Below are 21,657 nucleotides of genomic sequence, written 5' to 3' on the forward strand. Positions count from 1 at the left end.
CGCGCTCGCATTCAGTTGCTCCCCAACGTCACAGAAGGCTGCTGCCCCCAGCTTGTCGCCTTGACGAAGCCGATCGGCCTGCTCTTGCCTGTCTGATAGATCGGCTCGGCATGCTCCGGCATAAACGCCAGGCCGAACCGCTGGCTTTCGTAGCGAACCGACGTCTTCACCTCGATTCGGTCCTCCCCGTCGAACATTTTGATCGACGAGCCTTGCAGGGTGCTCTTGTTGCTTGCCAAAATGCCGGAGACGACGCCCGGGACCTTTTGGGAAGCCCGGTCCAAACCCGCCCAGATGTACACTTCCAGTTGCGGGGTAACCGGCAGGGCGGCGAGCAGGACCTGGTCGATCGCCGCGAACCTCACCTCGCTGGCCGCCCAGTCCGGATGGGCTGCCTGGAGCGACGACATGGCTTCTTCGACGAGCGGCCAAATAAAAACGGGATCGATCAGCCTCTCGATGGAGAGGTCATAGGCATGAATCGCATTCTCCACCTCGTCGTACAGGATGCCTGTCGCGGCCAGGCTGGCTTGCTCGGCGCTGTTCGCCGCCGCCTCCTTGCAGGCGAAAATCGCAGAGATGTTAAACAAGACCGTAAACACAACCAGCACCATGAAGAAAAATATCGTCAGCACGAAAATGGTCAGATTGCCTCGCTCATCGCGCAATAGTGCGACCGCCTGCTTCATCAATGGATCACCCGTCCCCGCAGCTCCCGCGAAAAGGAAATGACGCGATCCTCTTCACTCATGTTTTGCCTGATGAAGTCGGGCAGAAAAATCAGCTCCATCTGCACGCCGACCTTCGCCGTAAAGTAGCTGCCGTCAGAGGAGATGCCCGACTCTCCGCCGTTGTAGGCGATTCCTCCGCCCGCGCTGCCCACGATGTGCCGGGCTGCCTCCAGCGCTTCTCCCGCTTCCCCTGTGACGGCGTACACCTTGGCCGCTTCGTTCGCCGCAGCCTGGGCGATGATGACCGCATAAACACCCGTCAAAAACTGCCACAGGATCAACAGGATCAAAAAGACAAACGGCAAGATGCCGATGAATTCGACTGTCGCGGAGCCGCGCTCGCCGCTTTGCCGGGCACGCATGCGCATTGAATCACCCTTCCAGTCCCAATGAGTCCTCCACTCGGTCCCGCTCCGCACTCCATTTGTGCGTGTACAGCGTAAACAGGATCGCAATGAAGGGAAACAAAATCACTTGCAGCAGCAACTGCGTAAAAAATACCGCCCCGAAGCTGGTCGTAATAAACGTGACGGAATAAAGCCCCACCACGCTGATCGCCCACTCGATGCCGCTCGCCAGCAAAAGCAGCCCCGTGATCTGGACAAAATGCTTTTTCCCCATTTCCATGGCTGTCCGCAGACACTTCCAGGGCGACCTTCCTTTCATCACAGCCAAATACGGGGTGAGATAAAACAGCAGCAGCAGGAGCAGCCCGGGAATCACGAAAAGCAGCATCCCCGTGCACACGGCCAGCACGTAGACGATGCCAAACATAAAAACGGAGAAGCTGCGCTCGGCAAAGGCGCGAAATGCTTTGCGCAGCGGCCTTTCCTCTCCCTCCAGGTCGCTGATTACATACTGGGCAAACGGGATTTGCACTACCAATAGAAACAGCAGCAGCAGAAACAGATTGAAAAAGCCGGACACGACCTTGGCCCCGGTGATGGCCGTCAGGAAGTTTACGTAGTTGAGCGTCATGTTGTGCACGAACAGGAAAGGCAGCACGATGACAGCAGACAACAGCAGCAGTGATTCGATATTGCGCGCGTAAAATTGGACGCTCTCTTTCAGCGGTTTCATGCCATCTCCCTCCCCTGGCCCCTCCCCCGCCTACGGGTTGCGAAACAGGGGCATGATCTTTGTCTGGAAATAATACTCCTTTTTCTTCATAAACGAGTCCAGCAGCTCTTCCCGCGAGCGAAACGGAGCAGGCTGCCCTACCGTGACGGACTCGAAGCTTCTGATCGATTCGTCGTTCGTATTTCGCAGTTTCCGGTCTCGGTAGGAGGCGAGCAGCTCATTCAATTTTTTGCGCTTGGCCGCCAACTCGCCCGGCAGCGGCACCTCTGTTTTTCGCAAAAACGCTGCCAGCCGATCCACGGCTTCCCGAATCGCCGCCTGTTTGCGCAAGCCGACGTAGAGCTTGTAATTCACATCGTGGAACAAGGCGTCCAGATTGTCCTTGTCTTCCGGCTCGACATAGCCTGCCCGCAGCACCCGGTTCAGCTGCTCCACCCCTGATTCGTAGAGCGAGCGCAGCACGGCTTGCGTCTCCGTCATGTAGTTGCACACATCGATGAGGCTGTTTACGTCTTCGCGGATCGCCTCGTCCATGCGCTCCTCGTAATACGGTTGCAGCGCTTGCAAACAGTCCCGCTTGTCTGCGTACATCCAGACCGGCTTGTCTTTGACCTGGGCCAGTTCCTTGTTCAGTTCGTGTGCAGCGACATTGTGCAGCATGAACAGCCGCAGTGCCTGCTCTGCCTCTTTCCGCGGCACGACCTCGCCGTCCGGTCTGAGGATGAGGTACCCGGATGCCTCCTGCTTTCCCCATTTCCAGTACTGCACGTTGTAGTAAAACTGATCGCCGATTTTGGCGGCATGGTGAAACAGCTGCGGCTTTTCCAGGAACCGCTTGTACGCTGCGATTTGCGCCCGAACTGACGCTGTCTCTGTCACTTTCATCATGAAAAACCCCCGTTATGCGTGAAAACTGGTCTGCCTGATGACTCCTGGGAGCATCTGGGTTACGAAAAGATCGACTTCATCCAGCCGACGGCCTTGCCGATTCCGTCGCGGATTCCGTGGCTGATCGCTCCCTTTGAGAGCTTGTCGCCCCACTTGACCAAGCGGCTCGCTCCCCAGAGAATTCCGCCCATCACCACGAGCACACCGGCTACGGCCTGCCCTCCCGGAATGACGGAAGCGATCACTCCCGCATCCATGAGGGTGCTGCCCAAAGCGCCTACACCGTCGACGAACTTTTCGTTTTGCTTATCCTCGCCAAGGCCGCTGTCAAACGCCTGACCGAATTTGCTGATCGTCTCGTACGTATCGAAAGGCAGGCTGATCGCGGCGACTCCGACGTTCAAGCCTGCCACAATGCCGGGAACTCTCGCCTGGCTGGCGGCATTGGCGGCATTGGAAAACGAGCCGAGCGTGTTGATATTCGCGCCCGTATTGAGCGGATTTTGCTGCAGGACGAAGCGATAGCTGTCGTAGGCACCCTTTCCGTCCAGACCGTCAATCGTCAGACTCGTCAGATTGCCCAACGGCGTATCTTTTGCCGCGATGTCCACACCTTTGAGTCCCACCTGCATCAGAAAGAGTCCGTATTTGCCCCCGCCTGTGCGCAGGTCCACCTCTCCCTGGGAAATCAGGTCGGCGGAGTACGCCAACGTCCCTCCCATCACGTCCTTGATGGACAGCTTCATGATGTCGTACTCTTTCGTTTCGCTAAAGGGCTCCGGCGGTTGGGAGTTCGGCGTCAGGTCCCTGGGCTGATGCGGCTCTACGCTCCTGCCGGGTGTTTGCAAGTTTGGTGCCTGCCCGTTCGGAGCTTCCAGTTGCGGTGCCTGCAGCTCGGGGATGTTCCGGTTCGGCCCCTTCAGCTCCGGCACTCCCTGATTCGGCGCTTGCAGGTCAGGGACGCCTTGACTGGGCGCTTGCAGATTCGGCACTCCCTGATCGGGCGGTTGCAATTGGGGGGTCTCCCACTGCGGCGACTCCAACTGCGGTGTATCCCACTCCGGCGGCTGGTAGCTCGGGGCCTGCAAATCCGGTACCGGCAGCGTATTTCCTGCTGCCAGCACGACGACAGGGAAACTATTCAACAACACGATGAGAGTGGCAAAAATCCCGGCCAACACGGGACGGATCAACCTGCTCCTCACAGTACGTACCTCCCCGTCAAGTTTTCAAGGTTTGTTCGTTCTCCCCACGTTTGCCTGAAACTGTTTGTCGATCGCCTCTCTGGCTTCCTTGTATGATTTGTCGTTCAATGAATCGAGGAACTGCTCCAATTCTTCCGCCCGTTGCAAGGCCGTATGCAGCTGCCGGTCTTTGCGCTTTTTCAGTTCATCGGTGACAGAATCAGGAAGGATGTGGAAATAATCCAGCGCGATGATCGCGGAATTGATGTTGTAGCTCTCGTCTCTGGCGATCGCCTTCCAGTCCAGGGCGAATTCCAGAATGTCGAGCGACTGGGAGATATGGGTGGAGTTGGCCTGATAGGACGCGTCGCTCTTCCACGCCTTCCACCTGTTCGCCGCTTCCTTCGCCCGGTTGAATTCTTTCTCCAGCTCGCTCTGGTCCTGAATGTGCACATAGCGGCCCCCTGCGGCATGGGCCACTTCCTTCAGCTGCTTCTGCCCTTCTCCGTCCACGCCAAAGCCCACCACGTTGACGATCGGGGTAATGTCGGAGCTGGCCAATTGCTTCGCCACCTCGACGGGATTCCCCCCGCACGTCTCGATTCCGTCGCTGACCAGATAGATGATGTTCGTGCTGTTCTCGCCTTTGAAGCGGCCAAGGTCGTTTTGCGCCTGCTGCAAGGCCAGGGCGATGGGAGTCCAGCCCGCGGGCTTGAACTTCTCCAGCGCATCCGAAAGCCCCTGCGCCTGGTAATGCTGAAGCTGATAGACCAGCTCGCTGCTTGCGCAAGACAGTGCTTTATCCGAATCCTTGCCGCTGCCTTTATGTCCGTATACCCGCAGGGCGACGTTCGCCTTTTCCGGCAAGGATTCGGCAAATGCGCGAATCGCCTCTTTGGCAGCCTCCATTTTCGTCTTGCCGTTCACTTCTGCCGCCATGCTGCCGCTCGCATCGAGAAGAATCTCGACGTTGTACTGCTCCTTGAAGCGGAAACGCGGGTCATCCATTTCCGGACTGCCGAATGAAGCCAGCTTGATCTGATCAATCAGCTCCTGGGGATCGGGATAATCCTCGGCAAACAACGCCAGCAGCGCCCGATAATACAGGTCGATCGCCTCCTGATCCGGCTGGTCGATAAGCGGAAATTGCCGCAGAACTTGCTCGATTTCTTCCTTGTTGTCCGCGTAGAGCATTCCGGAAAAGCGCCCAGGCGCAAGCGTGTAGAACTCCTCGGTCGACTCCGGAATTTTCGGGACACTGTCCGGCACCAGCGCCTTCAGGGCGGCCAACTGCTCTTCCTTGTCTGGCTCTGCGGCTGCTTGCTCGGGCTGCGCCGGCTCGTTTCCTTTGTCTGTATCCGTCGTTCCCGCAGGCTCTCCTGTCGCAGCAGGCGGAGCCGGCGCTTCGGTCTCCGAAGAACACGCATGCAGAGCAAACAAACTGGTAATCAGGAACGCCAGCCAAACTTGCTTGATACGCTTCAAGCGAATACCCCTCCCTGCTGTTCATTGCCACTTACTGCTGTTATGTACGAGAAATGCCGGCAATCAAGGTCGTGCCCCGACCGCCGGCATCGCCACCCGCATCAGTCCAGCTTGCCGATGATGCTGGACAGCGTGTCGGACACCGCTTTTCCTACTGCGGTATCGCCTTTGAAAACGGTCTGGATGGCGGCAAAGACGGCCAGGATCACTCCTGCCAGCGCGATCCACTCGATGGCTTGGGCACCTCGCTGGTTATTCAACGTCGCGGTTACTTTTGCGTACAGGCTTTGCATGATCGTTGTCATCTAATCCTACTCCCCTCACATCTTTTTTCCATAAAAATCCAACCTGACTTTACCCTTCTTTCCGAGAGGCACCACCTCCTCCACAGCCATCCGATTTATTTGGGAAACAGGTTGGAAAACAGGCTGACGTTCTCCATGATGTCGAGCACCATCAGTCCGCCGATGAGCATGATGGCGGTCGGGGCGACGACGAATGTGGTAATCAGCGTCACTTTTGGCGAAGCCTTCGCCGCCTTCTCCTTGATCAACTCCTTGCGTATGCGCCGCATGTTTTCCGACTGGATTTTGAAAGTAACCGCGATCGGCACCCCCAGCCGCATGCCTTGGATCAGCGCCTTGATCAGCATCTGAAACTCCGGATTGTCGTTGCGCCGCAGCAGCTGCTCGTATGCCTTTTCCCGCGGGACCCCCAGATCCAGCTCCTGGTTGAAACGGGCGAACTCCTCCCGCAGCGGCCCGTGAAAAAAGCGGATGACCTCGCGCAACGCCTGATCGAGGCTGACGCCTGCCTGCAGGGTGACGCTCACCGTGTCCAAAAATTCCGGCAGGTCGTAGCGAAGCTGGTTTTGCCGCTCTCTCGCCTTGCTCCGCAACAGCACGATCGGCAGGAAGTAGCCTGACAGCGGCCACAGGATCAACCCGAATGGAGCAAAGGGAAGCCCGAGGACGAAAAACGCCGTACCTGCGATGAAGCCGAGCAAAGCAAGCACGATTTTGGCTCCCTGGAACCGGGCGACCGTCAAGTCGAGCGGACGTCCCGCCTTGAGTAGCCACTCCTCTACCTCGTGCGACTCGCTGAAAAAATTGATCCGCTGTCCCAATGCGGCGTAGTCGTCACTGTACGCCAGCAGCCGCTTGAGCCACTTTTGCGAGCGCGTCTGTCGCTTTCGCACCTCATAGGTTCGGTTGCCTGTCACCTCGTGCACGTGGGCCATCAGCTTTTCCTTTTCCATCGAGTACCGGTACGCTTCTTTCAGGAAGATGGCGAAAAACAGCAAAAACAGAAACAAGCTGGTGACGATCAGGGCATCCATGTTCTCACACCTTTATGTTGGTCACTTTTTTGACCAGGAAGTAGGACAGCGCTGTCCCGGCCGCGAACAGCCCGAGCAGGATGAGGCCGACTCCCGAAAACAGCGGATCGATGAAGCCTTCGTTCATCGTGTTCATCATCAGCACCAGGGCAATCGGCATGATGGGAACGAGTATGGAAACGTACCGCTGCTCGGCTGTCATCGTCTTGATCTCCTGATTGACGATACGGCGATCCTCCAGCGTCTCCGCCATCTCCTGCAGCACCTCGCTCAGGTTGCCTCCTGCCCGCCGCTGAATGAACAGCGTGGCGGCAAAAATCCGGAAGTCCCGCGTCGGTATGCGCTTTTCCATGTCTGTGAGCGCCCTGTCAAAGCTGACGCCAAGCTGCAGCTCGCGCGCCATGCGGCTGAATTCGTGCCCGGCCGGCTGCGGAATTTCTTTGGCTACCAGCTCAATCCCCTGTGTGAGGGTGAGTCCTGCCCGCAACGAATTGGCCAACAGGCGGCATACATCCGACAGCTGGTCATTCAGACGCTCCTGGTATTTGTTTCGCCGCACGATGAACAGCAGACGTTGCGCGACGTACATGCAGAAAAAGCCTCCCAGCAGATTGTAGGGCGCGTGCAGGCCTACGACATTGCTCAAAAAGAACGCCAGCCCCATCGCGCCGATCAGCATGATGCCGTAATATTCCGATGGTGCGAGCGCAATATTGGCCCGGACCAGCTTCTGCTGTACTTCCTTGGCATGCGGAGTGCGGTCGAAGCGGTCCCCCCAGACGATGATGAAGCTTTTTCGCTTGGACTTGATGTCGTACCATTCCTCCGCGCGCTTTTTCCACTCGTTCTTTTTCGCCCGATAGCCCAGGTATTCATAGATTCCCCAGATGGCAAACAGCACCGAGAGACTAAACAGGATGGAGATGCTCATGGGCTTCTGCCGCTCCTCTCGAAAACATGGATTCATCCATTTCGATGCCGAACATCTTCAACCGCTCCAGGCAGCGGGGGATTTTGCCCGTCGGAGTGAAGTAGCCCAGCACTTCCCCGTTCTTTCCCATGCCGATGCGCTGGAAGCGGAAGATTTCAGCCACCTCTACCTCTTTGCCCGGACCGGCGAACACCTCCGAGATGGAGACCATCTTGCGCGTCCCGTCGGAGAGCCGCGTGACCTGCACGATCACGTCGAGGGCACTGACGATGTATTCGCGGATCACCGCCGAGGGCAGATCCAGCCCGGCCATGACTACCATTCCTTCCAGCCTGGTAAATGCGTCCTGCGGCGAATTGGCGTGGACGGTCGTCAGCGAACCTTCGTGCCCCGTATTCATCGCCTGCAGCATGTCGAAGGCTTCTGCGCCGCGCACCTCTCCCACGATGATCCGGTCGGGGCGCATCCGCAGCGAGTTTTTGACCAGATGGCGGATCGTGATCTCGCCTTTTCCCTCCATGTTGGGCGGCCGCGCCTCCAGCCCGATGCAGTTGGGGCGATCCAGCCGCAGCTCCGCCGAATCCTCGATGGTGATAACCCTCTCGAACGGGGGGATGGAGTGGGAAACCGCATTGAGCAAGGTCGTCTTGCCGCTTCCGGTTCCCCCCGAGATGAGCACGTTCATTTTCGCTTCGACCACAGCCTGCAAAAAACGGCACATCGCCTCATCGAACGAGCCGAACCTCATCAAGTCGTCCATGCTGTACGGCTCCTTGCGAAACTTGCGGATGGAGACGAGGGTCCCGTTCAGGCTGATGGGCGGAATGACCGCATTCACGCGGCTTCCGTCCTTCAGCCGGGCGTCGACCATGGGCGAGCTTTCATCGATCCGTCGCCCGAGCGGAGCCACGATCCGATCCACGATGTGCCGCAAATGCTCCTCGTCGCGAAACTTCAGGTCCGTCAGCTCCAGTCTTCCGCCTTTCTCGACGTACACCTCCGCGTGGCCGTTGATCGAGATTTCTGTAATCTCCGGGTCGGCGAGCAGCGGCTCCAGCGGTCCCAGGCCTACCGACTCGTTGATCAGCCGGGTCAGGAGCAGTTCCTTTTCACTGCGGGGAATGACGACCTTTTCTTCGGACATGTACTGCGAGACCATTCGCTCGATGGCGAGGCGCATCTCTCCCGGTGCCAGAGAGGTCAGCCGCTCCAGATTTGTCTCGCGCAAGAGCCGCGATTTGTAATGTTCCGCCAGCTCGTCGATGTACGGATTGTGGCAGGCGGGGGCTGCCGCCGGGCGCGGTGCTTCCACGGCCGCTCCATGCTTCTCTTCTTTTCGCCTGAACAACGCCATGGCTATCTCCCTCCTACGACAGCTTGGTCAGCACCCACTTGCGAATTTCTTTGGCTGCGGGCGTCAGCTTCTTTTCATTCGCCTCACGCTGCAAGGGCTGACCCTGATTGACCGCAGCCTGGACGCCTTTGTGATCCCGGCTGATTTCCGCTGCGATCGGGACCTGGAGCAAGCCCTTCAAATCGGCTACCGTCAGCTCGTTATCCCGCCCGACCTGATTGACCACCACTTCCAGACGTCCGTCCGTATCAATGCGCAGCCGCCGGAACAGCTCCTCCGCCAGCCGGTAGATCTGGACGGACGGGGTATCCAGGTTCATCACGTAGTAAATGAAGTCCGATTCTTCGAGAGCCGTGTACGTCAACTCGTCCATATGGCTCGGCAAATCGAGGATGACAAAGTCGTAGCTGCGGCGGCTGGCGCGGATCAGCCGGGTGACGAACTCTTCGGAGATGTTCTCCGCCGTCTCGGCGTCGCGCGGGCTCGCCAGCACTTCCAGCTTGGAGTGCGCCTCGCGCAAGGTAACGTTGCGGATATGGTTTTCATTCATCTCGTGCATGACGGGGACCAGGTCAGCCAGCGTGCGGCCCGCGTCCAGCGCAAAAAACGTCTCTACGCCGCCGTACTGCAGATTCAGGTCGATCAGGAGAACGCGTGCCGTCGACTCCAGCTTGAGCGCCTGCGCAAAGCCGGTAGCCAGCTGCGTACGCCCGCTCCCGCCTTTGCCGCTGTAAAAGGAGTACACCTTTCCCCTCCCGCGCACGAAGGCTTTCCCCGACGAAGCCGTGCCTTTTTTGCGTTGCTGCTGTTTCAGCTCGGCGATCTTGTCGAGCCGATCCGTGAGCAGCGCCAGCTCGTCGGGCATCAGGATGTATTCGATCGCTCCCGCCCGGACGATGTCGCGCAGCAGGACGAAATCCTGCTTTTCCGTCAGGAAGATGACCAAACCCTCTGGCAGCTCTCCCTGTATGTACTGCACCAGCTCCACCCCGGACCCGTCCTCCGGCTGGACGACCAGGATGACATCGGGAGCGATCCGGTCGATTTCCTTTTTGACTTCGCGCGAGCTCGTAAACCGCACGTTCCTGTAGTGGCCGAGCGCTTCCTGCAGCATGCTCCGGACAGAATGGGAATCGGCGACGACGAGTATTTTCAATTCGGTGTTCATGGTTTCCCCTCCGGTTTGACGACGGGTGTCGGTTGTGCGGGCGGCGGGTCCTGGAACGGCTGCGGAATGCCCAGCTCTCCCTTCCCTACGTTGGCCTTCAGGATGCGCATGACTTCTGCATAATGCTGCTGGTGGATGAAGGCCGGTACCTGCGCAAACGGAATCTCCAGTGCGACGCCTTTAAACTGGTCACCTGTCCTGGCGACCATGGCGACCGGCAGATCCTTCATGAACACTTCCGTCACGGGCTTTCCGTTCACGTCGTGCGAGACGATCACGTCCACCCGATCGAGCGCCTCCAACTGCTGGTCAAAGACGACATTGGCGGAAGCGTACACCGTCACCAGCCGATTGTTTTGATCCCGGACCGTCGCCGCAGGCTTGATGATGTTTTTCGTGATGATGTCCCCCGCAGACAAGGGAACGACCGTCACCTGATTTTTCAGACTGAGCTTATCCGTCACGAACGAATGGTCCGCATACTTTTTCGGGATCTGCATCGTCTTGATCTGGTCCGGCTGGATGAGCGACCGCGAAGCGATGTCTGTGCTCGCCACGTAGATGTCTACCATCTCGCCCAACTGCGCATTCAAGTCTTTGATCTTTTTCAAAAACAGAAATCCTGCCGTCGCTGCGAGTACCAATGACAGCGCCAAAAAGATGATTGCCCGTCGTTTTGATTCCAGCATCGAGTGATTCCCTCTCCCTGTCCATCATCGAATGTAAGCTGCGGCTATGAGCAAGAGGCTCGTTCCCCCTGCAATAAAAGGAGCCAACGGAATTTCTCGTCCAGACGCCTGTTTTCCCGACCATTTGGCAGCCGCCCAGTGCAAAATGACCACCAGCCCTGCCAGCAAATAGGTGAGACACATTATGTACAAGCCTGCTTCCCAGCCGACCGCTGCACCGACCAGCGCAAACAGCTTGATATCCCCTCCACCCAACTGACCTTTGCTGACAAGGGCCATGAGCAGGGAGATTCCTCCGGTCGCAAGGACTCCGAGCGCATAGGCAGTCCATCGGTCCGGATGGGCTGCCGCGTGATAGAGGAGAAAATAGGCGATTCCCGGCAGGGTGAGCCAATCGTAAATGAGGCGGCGGCGCAGGTCAGTGTAGACCGCGATGATCATGGCGAGAAGCACCGGGACAACGACGAAATGGGACAACACCCCTAGCACTCCTTCCATCTTTTAGGGATTACGCATCATCAACACAGACGGGGTTTTGGGAATTTTTGTTGCATTTGGCACAATTTTTTTGGGAAATTATTCAAGGTGGCACCTTCCTGTTTCGTCTGCTTCTGTCGGACTGGAGAGGAAAAAAGGCGGGGACTGTACGAGCTGCGGTCAGGTGTAGCCGCTTGACTTGTGTGCAAGAATAAATAGACATGGAAGGAGGTGAGAATATGTCGGAGATCAAAGTATTGGACAATGGACCATTGCTGGTGACGGGTGAGTTCACCCTGCTGGACGGGGAAGGAAAACCGATAGAAACGAAAGCGCAAGTCCATCTCTGTCGCTGCGGTCTGTCCTCGAACAAACCTTACTGTAACGGGGCCCATAAAGGGCAGTTCGAGAGTGTGGTAAGAGCATAGCCATGCCCAGCCCAAAAGCCCTCTGACCATGGGAGAGCTTTTGGGCAACGCGTTGAAAAAGACTCCCCGACCAAGAAGCGGTGGCGCGTGGAGTTCCACTTCGCTCCGGCCTCGAATTCATAAGCCTTTTCTGCCCGCACAAAAAACCGTACGGAAGCAAGTTCCGTACGGTTTTTCATGTTGTTGCTGTGCTCTTGTCGTTGTGCTGCTCTTGCTTACCAGGCCGCGATGCAGCTGTCGGTGCGCATGTCGGTGCCGCCAGAGAGCACGCCGTTGTCGTCGCGCCAGATGATCTGACCGCGGCCGAAGTAGTTGCCCAGCTGCGCCCATTTGATCTGGTGGCCTTTGCGTTCGAGGGCCATCGCCAAATGCTCGGGGAAGTGGCGCTCCAGCTCGACCGTCTTGCCCTCCATCCACTGCCAGCGCGGCGCGTCCAGGGCTGCTTGCGGATTGAGGTGGAAGTCGATGGTATTCATGACGACCTGTACATGTCCCTGCGGCTGCATGAAGCCGCCCATGACGCCGAACGGTCCTACTGCCTTGCCGTCCTTGGTCAGGAAGCCCGGGATGATTGTGTGGTACGTTCTTTTGCCTGGCTCCAGACGGTTTTCGTGGGCCGGGTCCAGCGAGAAGTTGTGCCCGCGGTTTTGCATGGCGATGCCGGTGCCCGGAATGACGACGCCGGAGCCGAAGCCCATGTAGTTGCTCTGGATGAACGATACCATGTTGCCTTCGCCGTCTGCCGTCGCCAGATAGACCGTACCGCTGGAGCGAGGGTTGCCCGGCTCCGGCGTCAGCGCCTCGTCTCCGATCAGCGCGCGGCGGGTGCTTGCGTATTCATCGGCCAGCAGTTCTTCCGCTGTGACGCTCATTTGGCCCGATTCGGTGATGTATTTCAATCCGTCTGCAAATGCCAGCTTCATCGCTTCGATCTGCTTGTGGTACGTCTCGGTCGTGTCTTTGGCATCGAACTCAAAGCCTTTGAGGATGTTCAAGGCCATCAGGGCGATCATGCCCTGGCCGTTCGGCGGAATTTCCCAGACGTCGTAGCCGCGGTAGTTGACGCTAAGCGGCTTGACCCACTCCGGCTCGTATGCCGCCAGGTCTTCCTTGCGCAAGAAGCCTCCACATTCGCGGGAGAAAGCGTCGATTTTTTCCGCCAGCTCCCCCCGATAGAAGCTCTCGGCGTTAGTCTCTGCGATTTGGCGCAGGGTAGCAGCATGCCCTGGAGACTTCCAAATATCTCCCGCTTTTGGCAATTTTCCGTCCGGAATGAACGTGGAGAACCAGTGTGCAAATTCAGGACCCGTGCACAGTTTGGAGAACTTGTTGTACGCCAGTCTCCAGTAGTGAGCCAACGTCGGGGAAAGCGGATAGCCGTTTTCCGCGTACTCGATAGCCGGCTTCAGCACCTCGGTCAGCGGGAGGCGGCCAAAGCGCTTGGACAGCGCCGCCCAGGCAGCCGGTGCGCCCGGTACCGTCACTGGCGTCCAGCCGTATGTCGGCATTTCTTCATGCCCGTTTGCCTTTACCGCTTCGATGGAGATGCCTTGTGGGGCCGGGCCGCTGGAATTTAAGCCGTACAACTCATCCTTTACCCATACCAATGCGAACGCGTCACCGCCGATGCCGTTGGACGTCGGTTCTACGACGGTCAGGCAGGCTGCCGTTGCAATAGCAGCGTCGATGGCGTTTCCGCCTTTTTTCAAGATGTCCAGACCCGCCTGCGCTGCCAGCGGCTGCGATGTTGCTACCATCCCGTTGCGGGCAAAGGTGGTCATACGCCGGGAAGCGTACGGGTATTCCATAGCGTCATAATTTACCATGATGATTGCCTCCTTGTGAATAGCCGTTGCTAGCCAATGAAGATGAACCCGTACACCATCGCCGCGACGATGACGAAGGCAGGGTGGACTTTCCACGTCTCCAGAAGCAGGTACGAAGCGACCGACAGGATGATCGTTTGCATCCATCCGATCCCTTCAACAGCTCCCATGATGAATTGGTAGGTCATCGTGCCCAAGAGTACGGTAACGATCGGGCGCACTGATTGGGTCATCGCTTTTACTTGCGGTGCATTGCGGAAAATATTGATGAACTGCAAAAGCAGGATCATGGCGATCGCGGTCGGGGCTACTGTCGCAAACAATGCCACGGTCGCGCCGGGGATACCCGCCACCTGATAGCCGACATAGCCGGCCAGCTTGGTGGCGATCGGGCTTGGCAGCGCATTGCCTACCGCCAACATTTCCCCGAACTCTTTCACCGACATCCATTTGTAATGATTGACGACTTCGTTCTGAATGAGCGGAATGCTGGGAGGGCCGCCGCCATAGCCCAAGATGTTGGAGATGAAAAACGCCCAGAATAATTGAAGGTAGATCATGCTGCGCCCTCCTTGCCGTCCTGCTTTTTACGTTTGCGGACCGACCAGGTGGAGTACGCAAAGGAAATCACCAAAGCGATTCCGACGACAATGCCTGGATGCCAGTCAAGAAAAAGCAGCGCGACCAGCGACAGAGCGAGCGAGATGCTGACTCCCGACTTGCTCCTTGCCCCCTGCCACGACTTCTGCAAAAACTCCCAGGTGAGCACGCCCGTCATCACGGCGATTACGGGGCCGATCGCCTGAATCATGCCGTAGACCCCCGGCGCGTCCTTCCATCTGTAGATGACCTCCAATAGGCAGATCATCAGGACGACGACGGGCAGTACCACGCCGATGTTGGCCACGAGCGCTCCCTTCCACCCTTTCACCCGATAGCCGATAAACGCTGCCAGCTTGGTGCCGATCGGGCCGGGCAGCGCGTTGCCCAGTGCCAGGTTGTCGGCAAAGTCTTCATCCGTTACCCACTTGTACTTTTTCACACATTCAGTGTGGAATAGAGGAACCATCGTAGGACCTCCCCCAAACCCGAATATGCCGATGCGAAAAAACGCGATAAACAGCTGCCAGTAAATCATGTTGTTCCTCCATCCTGCCTCTAGTGGCGAAGTTCACCCGATTGCACCAGATGGCAGGATACCAGCTGCCCGGACCCGATATCGGCCAGGCTCGGCACTGTCGTTTTACATACATCCGCAGCGTAAGGACAGCGCGGATGGAAGGTGCAACCGCTTGGCGGATTTGCCGGACTCGGCAGATCGCCCGTAAGCAAGATCCGCTCCCGTTTTTGGCGGGGTTTCGCCACCGGAACGGCGGACAGCAAGGCCCGTGTGTACGGATGGCTCGGATTGTCGAATAACGTGCGCTTGTCGGCAATTTCCACGACCCGTCCGAGATACATGACCGCGATCCGGTCGCACAAGTGTTTGACTACCGACAAGTCATGGGAAATGAACATCAATGTCAGGTTGAATTCTTTTTTCAAATCCTTCAGCAGATTGAGCACCTGCGACTGGATTGATACGTCCAGCGCCGATACAGGCTCGTCGGCGATGATCAGCTTCGGCTTCACGACCAGAGCGCGGGCGATCCCGATCCGCTGACGCTGACCGCCGGAGAAATCGTGCGGATGGCGGTTCAGATGCTCCTTGCGAAGGCCGACGATCTCGATGATCTCCTCGATCGTCTTCTCGCGCTCGGCAGTTGTACCGATATGATGCACCATGAGCGATTCCATCAAAATTTGCTTGATCGTCATGCGCGGGTTGAGGGAAGCGTACGGGTCCTGGAAGATCATTTGCAGATCCTTGCGCATTTTGCGCATTTCTTCATTTGGCAGCTTCGCCAAATCTTTGCCGTCGAACCAGACTTCGCCCGCGCTCGGCTCCAGGAGGCGCAAAATTGTCCGGCCCGTCGTGGACTTCCCGCACCCGGACTCCCCTACGATCCCCAGCGTTTCTCCCGGAAACACCTGCAGGTCAATCCCGTCGACTGCTTTGACATAGCCTGTCGTCCTTTTCAAAAAGCCGCCCTTGATCGGGAAATGCTGTTTCAGTCCTTTGACTTCCAACAGAGGTGTGGTCATCATTGTTCCCCCCCATCCGCGTACAACCAGCAGCGGCATTTGGTCCTGTCCAGCTGCAACAGCTCAGGCGGCTGTTCGTGGCAGATCTGCATCGCCTTCGCACAGCGCGGAGCAAACCGGCAGCCTTTGGGCATTTGCTGCGGCAGCGGAACCGCACCCGGAATGGTGTCAAGATACTCTCGCTCGTCATCCAGCTCCGGAATCGAATTCATCAGGCCGATCGTGTACGGGTGTTTCGGACTTTCAAACAACGTATCGACATCCGTCTCTTCCACGACCTGACCCGCGTACATGACGATGACGCGGTCGCACATCTCGGCGACGACGCCCAAATCGTGCGTGATCAGCATGATCGAGGTGCCCGTCTTTTCCTTGAGGTCGCGCATCAGATCGAGAATTTGCGCCTGGATCGTCACGTCCAGCGCCGTCGTCGGCTCATCCGCGATAATCAGCTTCGGATCGCAGGACATCGCCATCGCAATCATCACGCGCTGACGCATCCCCCCGGAGAGCTGATGCGGGTACTCGCCGTAAATTTCTTCCGCACGCGGCATCCCGACCGCTTTCAGCATGGCAATCGCCCGCTCTTTTGCCTTCGACTTGCTCACCTTCCTATGCAGCATGACCGCTTCTTCAATCTGTCTGCCTACCGTGTGCAGCGGATTGAGCGAGGTCATCGGCTCCTGAAAAATCATGGCGATTTCGTTGCCGCGAACTCGTTGCATTTCTTTTTCCGACAGCCCCAGGACATCCTTGCCGTTAAAGCGGATCGTTCCTTCCGATATACCGTTCGGCGGAAGCAGCCGCATGATCGAGAGGCTGGTCACGCTTTTTCCGCAGCCTGATTCCCCTACGACACCGAGCGTTTCGCCGGCACGGATCGAGAAGTCGACGCCGTCAACGACACTGACGACACCGCTGTCTGTGCGAAACCGGGTTCTCAGTTGTTCCACTTCCAAGATGGTCGTCATCTGCCCCACTCCCTCTTTATTAGCGTGCAGGGAAGTTATTCGCTTTTACGCAGCGGCGAATAATCTTGCCCGTTTCTTGTTTCCCCTTTGGCATGCTGCCTGCGTTATTTCCGTGACCGCGGATCGAGCACTTGCTGCAAGCCATCCCCCAGCAGGTTGAACCCGAGCACGACCAAAAAGATGGCGATACCAGGGTAAAACGTTGCATAAGGCGCGACAGACATCAGCGTCTGCGCCTGGTTCAGCATGCTTCCCCACGATGGGGTAGGCGGCTGGACGCCCAGTCCGAGATAAGAGAGCGAGGCCTCGGCGATAATCCCGGATGCCATCGCCAGTGTCGCCTGGATCATGATCGGGTTGAGCGCGTTCGGCAGGATGTGCCGGAAAATGATCCGCGCGTCTTTCACGCCGACTGAGCGTGCTGCATGAATGTATTCCATATTGCGAAGAGTCAGAACCTGACCGCGTGTAATGCGGACAAAGGCGGGAGCAAACCCGATGCCGATCGCCAGCATGGCGTTGCCAAAGCCCGAGCCGAGCACGGCGGAAATCGCCAGCGCCAAAATCAGGAACGGAAAGGCCTGCATCGCATCGACGCTGCGCATGACGATCCACTCGTCCCAGAAACCGCGGTAGTAGCCGGACAACAGCCCGATCGGCACGCCGATCAGCATCGCGATCCCGACGGAAATCAATGCTGCTTCCATGGAGATGCGCGCCCCGTAAACGACGCGGGAGAAAATGTCGCGGCCAAGGTCATCAGTCCCGAACAGGTGGGTGCCGTCAGGTGGCAGCAAAATGCTGTTGTAATCTTGTTCGTTCGGGTCGAACGGAGCGATCTGGGGAGCAAAGATTGCCACCACGATCAGCCCGAGAATAATCACCGCCCCGATGACCCCGAGCCCATTCCGGAGAAATTTGCCCATGGTTTTCATCACTCACCCGCTCCTTTCCCGCTCTTGATGCGCGGATCAATGACGGCGTACAAAATGTCGACAGCCAGATTGACGATGACAACCAGCACGGCGGATACGAGAATCGCGCCTTGCACGGTTACGTAATCCCGTTTGAATACCGACTCGACGATCAGACGACCAAAGCCCGGGATCGAAAAGATCGACTCCGTGATGACCAGTCCGCCCAAAAGACCTGCGATCATTAAGCCGGATGTTGTCACAACAGGCACCATCGCATTGCGCAGGGCGTGTCCCAGAATCGTCCGCGCCTCGTTCAAGCCTTTTGCTTTCGCCGTGCGGATAAAGTCCATGTTGACGACATCCAGCAGGGACGAGCGCAGCATGCGCATGAGGACGGCCGATTCGCGCAAGCCGGTCGCCACACAGGGCAGGACCATGGCCAGCAAGTTTTGCGCAGGGTTTTCAAAGAAGGAGACGTATCCCGAAGATGGCAGCCATTGGTGCTCAACGGCAAAGTAAATAATCATCATCATCGCCAGCCAGAAGCTCGGGATGCTCATCCCGCCCAGCGCGGCAAAGGTACTCGTATAATCAATCCAGGTTCCGCGCCGCGTTGCCGCCAGAATCCCCGCAGGAAATGCGATGAGGATCGCCACGAGGAACGTTCCGATGGTCAATTCCACCGTCGCTGGCAGCCTTTGCTGAATCAGCGTGGAGACCGGAATCCGGTCCGTGATAGACATTCCCAGATCACCTGTTACCACTTTTCCCAGCCAGGAAAAATACTGCACCACGATCGGTTTGTCCAGACCCAGTTCCGCTCGCAGTGCCTGGTAGGCTTCCGGTGTCGCCTCCTGTCCTAAAATGACCCGGGCAGGGTCGCCCGGGATCATGTGAATCAAAGAGAAAGTCAGAATCGACACCAGCAGGAGAATCGGGATTGTCAGCAGCAGGCGTCTGACCACAAACATCATGACAATTCCTCCTCGCTCTTGCTGTTATAGTATGGAAAAAACTCGAGGCCCAGCGTTATTGCTTGTCCAGGGTAGCCGTGCGAATCAGACCGTCTGGAACATAGGTGAAGCCCGTTACTTTTTTGTTCATGCCGATCAACACGAATTGGTGGTACAGATAGGAGTAGCCCGCTTCTTCCTGCAGCAGCTTGGTCGCATCCTCGTACAGCGCTTTGCGTTTGTTCTCGTCGACTTCGCTGCGCGCTTTCAGGACCAGATCATCCAGTGCCGGCAGGGAGATGCGGCCGTCGTTGTTCGGCATGCCGGTTACGACAAAGTCATGGAAGTTTTGGTCAGGGTCCTGACGTCCGGACCAGCCCAGTTGCAGTGCGTCGAATTCGCCTTTTTCGCCTGTTTCCAGCAGTTGGCCGTACTCCAGCTTTTCCAGGCTCGCATTGATGCCGTATTGTTTCCACATGTTTTGCAGAACGGCACCCAGCTGCTCGTTTTCCGGCGAAGACGTGATGTACAGTTTGAAGCTAAACCCGTTCGGCTGTCCGCCTTTTGCCAGCAGGTCCTTGATCTTCGCGGCGTCTGGCTTGACCGGAGCGTTCAGCGCTTCGTTGTAGGCCAGGCTGCCTTTGGCAAATGCCGTACGGGCCGGTGCCGCATAGCCGTTAAACAGAACTTTCACCAGTGCTTCACGGTCGATAGCTGCATCTACCGCCTGGCGCAAGTATTTGTTGTCAAATGGCGCGCGGGAGTTGTTCAGGTACAGACCTTGATAGCCCCAGCCGGATTCAGCGGTCAGCGTCAGGTTGGAATCTCCTTTGACAGCCGGAATTTCCTTGACTGGCGTGTCGTCGATGATGTCCAGCATGCCGGAACGCAGGTTTTGCACCTTCGCTGTACCGTTCGTAAATACTTTATAGGTGACTTCATCTACTTTCGGAGCCCCGCCCCAGTAGTTTTCGTTCTTTTTCAGCGTTACGTGGTCGCCTTTGACCTGCTCTACGAATACGAACGGCCCGGTACCCGACGGATGGTTCAGGTATTGCTCGCCATACTGTTTCACCGCTGCCGGGGATACCATCGTACCGGCACGGTCAGCCAGGATGGACAGGAACGGAGCGAACGGCTGCTTCATTTGAACTTTCACGGTGTTTTTGTCGACGACGGTTACGGAATCGACGAACTTCATGTCGCCCTTGCGCTTCGATTTCTCGTCGTTCATGTTGCGCTCGAAGTTGAATTTCACCGCTTCCGCGTCAAAGTCTGTGCCATCGTGGAACTTCACGCCTTGCTTCAATTTGAAGGTGTACGTCTTGCCGTCCGGCGTAATCTCGTAGGACTCGACCAGCATCGGCACGACTTTCCCGCTCGGATCGATATCAAACAGCTTGTCATAGAGGCTGGCGTATACCTGGCGATCGTACAGCGAAGTCGAAATATTCGGGTCCATGGAAGGCGGATCTGCCTTCAGTCCGATGTTGATCACTTTTTTCCCGGTGGATGGCGCAGGTGCTGCTGTATTGCCACCCTCATTGCCCGGAGCTGGACTAGCGCTTCCGCCCCCGCCACAGCCCGTTACCAGAAGCATGGTTCCCAGTACGGCACTCATCAATGTTTTGCCCGCTTTTTTTGAAAACATGAAGACGACCCCTTTTCTTTTTCAGTTTTCGTGCAAGTCCAGTACGCTTTCTCTATGCTGTCACTTCTATGGAAAGATCCTCTCCAACGGCGCTTACTCCGGTGGCATTCCCCCTTCCCATGTCGCGCTATTCAGCGGACGAATTTGTACTTGGATTTCAAAATCTTCAATTCGTTGATGACGTTCACCCTGATGATTCCCGGGATTTTGTTCAGCTTGTTCATCAGAAATTGCGACAATTCTTCGTAGCTGCGAACCAAAACTTGCGTGGTGAGTTGATACTCTCCGGAAGTCAACACGACCAGACGCACTTCTACGGTGTCGTTCAGCACCGCGACCACATCGTCCAGCTTGGTCGCCTCGACAGCAATCTGTACGAATGCCTGTACGTTCAGTCCTGCCTTGACCGGATTGACGATGCCTACCAGACTCAAGACACCCTCGTCCTGCATTTGCTGCACCCGCATCCGGATGGTCTTTTCCGTGACTCCCAGCTCTTTGGCAATTTGCGTAAACGGGGCACGCGCATTTTCCTGCAGCGCACGGACGATGCCGTAGTCAATGTCATCCAATTCGGAATAAAGCGAGCGTCGGAAATTCTCCTCCATACTATCCCTACCTTTTTTCGTCCTTTTATCTAATAATTCGACCTTTTTACAACCTAAAACTTTGAATTACCAGACGAATTGCGTAACAATATCGTTACTATAATACGAATTACGGAAGTTTGCAATATTTTCTCTGAAAATTTGCTTTTGAAAGCATTTTCAAACTTTTATTTCTGTTTATCATATGTTGAATCTGTATAAAAAAATAAAGACAGCCTGCCTTCGCGGTCAGCTGTCTTTCATCTCTTCAGTATTCGATTTTGTTTTGCGACTGCGCCCATGTCTCAAAAGGGCTGCGGTAGCGGTCCGGCTGAATCCGGATAAAGGGGATGGTCCGGTTCTCCAGCGGTACTCCGATCTGCTCGTAGATGAACTGGTCATCAAATCCGATTTCGGCCGCGTCCTGCTTCGTGCAAGCGTAGTACACCGCCTTGGGCCGCGCCCAGTAGATCGCTCCCAGGCACATCGGGCAAGGCTCGCAGCTCGTATACAGTTCGCATTCCGTCAACTGGAACGTGCCCAGCCTGCGGCACGCATCCCGGATCGCCTGCACCTCCGCATGCGCCGTCGGATCGTTCGTCGCCGTCACCTCGTTGCTGCCAGTCCCCACGATCTGCCCATTTTTGACGACAATCGCCCCGAACGGCCCGCCGTGGCTTTTCAGCACGTTTTCCAGTGCGAGCTGCACCGCTTTTGCCATCCAGGATTGCTGCTCCGTCTGCATCTGCATCGTCCTCCTCTCTCCTATTTTATGTATGTTCGCCCTCCTCCATGAAAAGACCTCGTCGGGTCGGCTGCAAAAACGCCTTTCCCGCGAGGTCCAATATCACGG

At 56.9% G+C, this 21,657-nt stretch carries 24 protein-coding genes; 1 reads left to right on the top strand and 23 read right to left on the bottom strand.

Annotated features, from left to right (window positions below):
- Nucleotides 1-11: 11 nt before the first annotated feature.
- The 13 genes from ACFSO0_RS00955 to ACFSO0_RS01015 form a co-directional block, all read right to left on the bottom strand.
- Complete coding sequence (locus ACFSO0_RS00955; RefSeq protein WP_376874997.1) at nucleotides 12-689, bottom strand: pilus assembly protein TadG-related protein; 678 nt, start codon at nucleotides 687-689, stop codon at nucleotides 12-14.
- The gene (locus tag ACFSO0_RS00960; protein WP_376875000.1) at nucleotides 689-1,099 is read right to left on the bottom strand and encodes a TadE/TadG family type IV pilus assembly protein; all 411 of its coding nucleotides are present in this window, start codon (nucleotides 1,097-1,099) and stop codon (nucleotides 689-691) included. The genes ACFSO0_RS00955 and ACFSO0_RS00960 overlap by 1 nt, the downstream gene beginning before the upstream one ends.
- 4 nt (nucleotides 1,100-1,103) lie before the next feature.
- The gene (locus ACFSO0_RS00965) at nucleotides 1,104-1,811 is read right to left on the bottom strand and encodes a hypothetical protein (RefSeq protein WP_376875003.1); all 708 of its coding nucleotides are present in this window, start codon (nucleotides 1,809-1,811) and stop codon (nucleotides 1,104-1,106) included.
- 30 nt (nucleotides 1,812-1,841) lie between these two features.
- Nucleotides 1,842-2,699, bottom strand: coding sequence for a hypothetical protein (locus ACFSO0_RS00970; protein ID WP_376875006.1), 858 nt, complete (start codon nucleotides 2,697-2,699; stop codon nucleotides 1,842-1,844).
- Between the two features lie 59 nt (nucleotides 2,700-2,758).
- Nucleotides 2,759-3,904 (bottom strand): hypothetical protein, encoded by a 1,146-nt coding sequence (locus tag ACFSO0_RS00975; RefSeq protein WP_376875009.1) that lies wholly within the window; start codon nucleotides 3,902-3,904, stop codon nucleotides 2,759-2,761.
- Nucleotides 3,905-3,928: 24 nt separating this feature from the next.
- Nucleotides 3,929-5,368 carry a vWA domain-containing protein gene (locus tag ACFSO0_RS00980; RefSeq protein ID WP_376875012.1) on the bottom strand — a complete coding sequence of 480 codons (1,440 nt, stop codon included), beginning with the start codon at nucleotides 5,366-5,368 and terminating at the stop codon, nucleotides 3,929-3,931.
- 101 nt (nucleotides 5,369-5,469) lie between these two features.
- Complete coding sequence (locus tag ACFSO0_RS00985) at nucleotides 5,470-5,673, bottom strand: hypothetical protein (protein ID WP_376875015.1); 204 nt, start codon at nucleotides 5,671-5,673, stop codon at nucleotides 5,470-5,472.
- A gap of 95 nt (nucleotides 5,674-5,768) precedes the next feature.
- Entirely contained in the window at nucleotides 5,769-6,707 is a 939-nt protein-coding gene (locus ACFSO0_RS00990) for a type II secretion system F family protein (RefSeq protein ID WP_376875018.1), read from the bottom strand.
- Nucleotides 6,708-6,711: 4 nt separating this feature from the next.
- Complete coding sequence (locus tag ACFSO0_RS00995; RefSeq protein WP_376875021.1) at nucleotides 6,712-7,638, bottom strand: type II secretion system F family protein; 927 nt, start codon at nucleotides 7,636-7,638, stop codon at nucleotides 6,712-6,714.
- Nucleotides 7,616-8,992 (bottom strand): TadA family conjugal transfer-associated ATPase, encoded by a 1,377-nt coding sequence (locus ACFSO0_RS01000; protein ID WP_376875024.1) that lies wholly within the window; start codon nucleotides 8,990-8,992, stop codon nucleotides 7,616-7,618. The genes ACFSO0_RS00995 and ACFSO0_RS01000 overlap by 23 nt, the downstream gene beginning before the upstream one ends.
- Before the next feature lie 13 nt (nucleotides 8,993-9,005).
- Entirely contained in the window at nucleotides 9,006-10,160 is a 1,155-nt protein-coding gene (locus ACFSO0_RS01005) for a CpaE/TadZ family protein (RefSeq protein WP_376875027.1), read from the bottom strand.
- Nucleotides 10,157-10,849: a CpaB family protein gene (locus tag ACFSO0_RS01010; protein WP_376875031.1), complete on the bottom strand. Its 693-nt coding sequence runs from the start codon at nucleotides 10,847-10,849 to the stop codon at nucleotides 10,157-10,159. The genes ACFSO0_RS01005 and ACFSO0_RS01010 overlap by 4 nt, the downstream gene beginning before the upstream one ends.
- A 24-nt stretch (nucleotides 10,850-10,873) precedes the next feature.
- Complete coding sequence (locus ACFSO0_RS01015) at nucleotides 10,874-11,329, bottom strand: prepilin peptidase (protein ID WP_376875034.1); 456 nt, start codon at nucleotides 11,327-11,329, stop codon at nucleotides 10,874-10,876.
- A 236-nt stretch (nucleotides 11,330-11,565) separates the two neighbouring features.
- Here ACFSO0_RS01015 and ACFSO0_RS01020 point away from each other — a divergent pair, with 236 nt between their 5' ends.
- Nucleotides 11,566-11,754 (top strand): CDGSH iron-sulfur domain-containing protein, encoded by a 189-nt coding sequence (locus ACFSO0_RS01020; protein WP_376875037.1) that lies wholly within the window; start codon nucleotides 11,566-11,568, stop codon nucleotides 11,752-11,754.
- 215 nt (nucleotides 11,755-11,969) lie between these two features.
- Here the strand turns inward: ACFSO0_RS01020 and ggt are convergent, their stop codons facing one another.
- The 10 genes from ggt to ACFSO0_RS01070 form a co-directional block, all read right to left on the bottom strand.
- The gene (gene ggt, locus ACFSO0_RS01025; protein ID WP_376875040.1) at nucleotides 11,970-13,580 is read right to left on the bottom strand and encodes a gamma-glutamyltransferase; all 1,611 of its coding nucleotides are present in this window, start codon (nucleotides 13,578-13,580) and stop codon (nucleotides 11,970-11,972) included.
- Nucleotides 13,581-13,609: 29 nt separating this feature from the next.
- Nucleotides 13,610-14,140 carry a chromate transporter gene (locus ACFSO0_RS01030; protein ID WP_376875043.1) on the bottom strand — a complete coding sequence of 177 codons (531 nt, stop codon included), beginning with the start codon at nucleotides 14,138-14,140 and terminating at the stop codon, nucleotides 13,610-13,612.
- Nucleotides 14,137-14,718, bottom strand: coding sequence for a chromate transporter (locus tag ACFSO0_RS01035; protein WP_376875046.1), 582 nt, complete (start codon nucleotides 14,716-14,718; stop codon nucleotides 14,137-14,139). Before ACFSO0_RS01035 ends, ACFSO0_RS01030 begins: the two co-directional genes overlap by 4 nt.
- Before the next feature lie 20 nt (nucleotides 14,719-14,738).
- On the bottom strand, nucleotides 14,739-15,725 hold the full coding sequence (locus ACFSO0_RS01040) for an ABC transporter ATP-binding protein (RefSeq protein ID WP_376875049.1): 987 nt from the start codon (nucleotides 15,723-15,725) through the stop codon (nucleotides 14,739-14,741).
- Nucleotides 15,725-16,696: an ABC transporter ATP-binding protein gene (locus ACFSO0_RS01045; protein WP_376875052.1), complete on the bottom strand. Its 972-nt coding sequence runs from the start codon at nucleotides 16,694-16,696 to the stop codon at nucleotides 15,725-15,727. Before ACFSO0_RS01045 ends, ACFSO0_RS01040 begins: the two co-directional genes overlap by 1 nt.
- 104 nt (nucleotides 16,697-16,800) lie before the next feature.
- Nucleotides 16,801-17,631, bottom strand: coding sequence for an ABC transporter permease (locus ACFSO0_RS01050; RefSeq protein ID WP_376875128.1), 831 nt, complete (start codon nucleotides 17,629-17,631; stop codon nucleotides 16,801-16,803).
- A complete protein-coding gene (locus ACFSO0_RS01055) occupies nucleotides 17,631-18,587 on the bottom strand; it encodes an ABC transporter permease (RefSeq protein ID WP_376875055.1) in 957 nt (318 codons plus the stop codon). The genes ACFSO0_RS01050 and ACFSO0_RS01055 overlap by 1 nt, the downstream gene beginning before the upstream one ends.
- 55 nt (nucleotides 18,588-18,642) lie before the next feature.
- On the bottom strand, nucleotides 18,643-20,217 hold the full coding sequence (locus ACFSO0_RS01060; protein WP_376875058.1) for an ABC transporter substrate-binding protein: 1,575 nt from the start codon (nucleotides 20,215-20,217) through the stop codon (nucleotides 18,643-18,645).
- Between the two features lie 131 nt (nucleotides 20,218-20,348).
- The gene (locus tag ACFSO0_RS01065; RefSeq protein WP_376875061.1) at nucleotides 20,349-20,825 is read right to left on the bottom strand and encodes an Lrp/AsnC family transcriptional regulator; all 477 of its coding nucleotides are present in this window, start codon (nucleotides 20,823-20,825) and stop codon (nucleotides 20,349-20,351) included.
- 247 nt (nucleotides 20,826-21,072) lie between these two features.
- Entirely contained in the window at nucleotides 21,073-21,555 is a 483-nt protein-coding gene (locus ACFSO0_RS01070; RefSeq protein ID WP_376875064.1) for a nucleoside deaminase, read from the bottom strand.
- Nucleotides 21,556-21,657 lie beyond the last annotated feature (102 nt).

This window comes from Brevibacillus sp. GCM10020057, from assembly GCF_042683565.1.
Taxonomy (GTDB): Bacteria; Bacillota; Bacilli; order Brevibacillales; family Brevibacillaceae; genus Brevibacillus.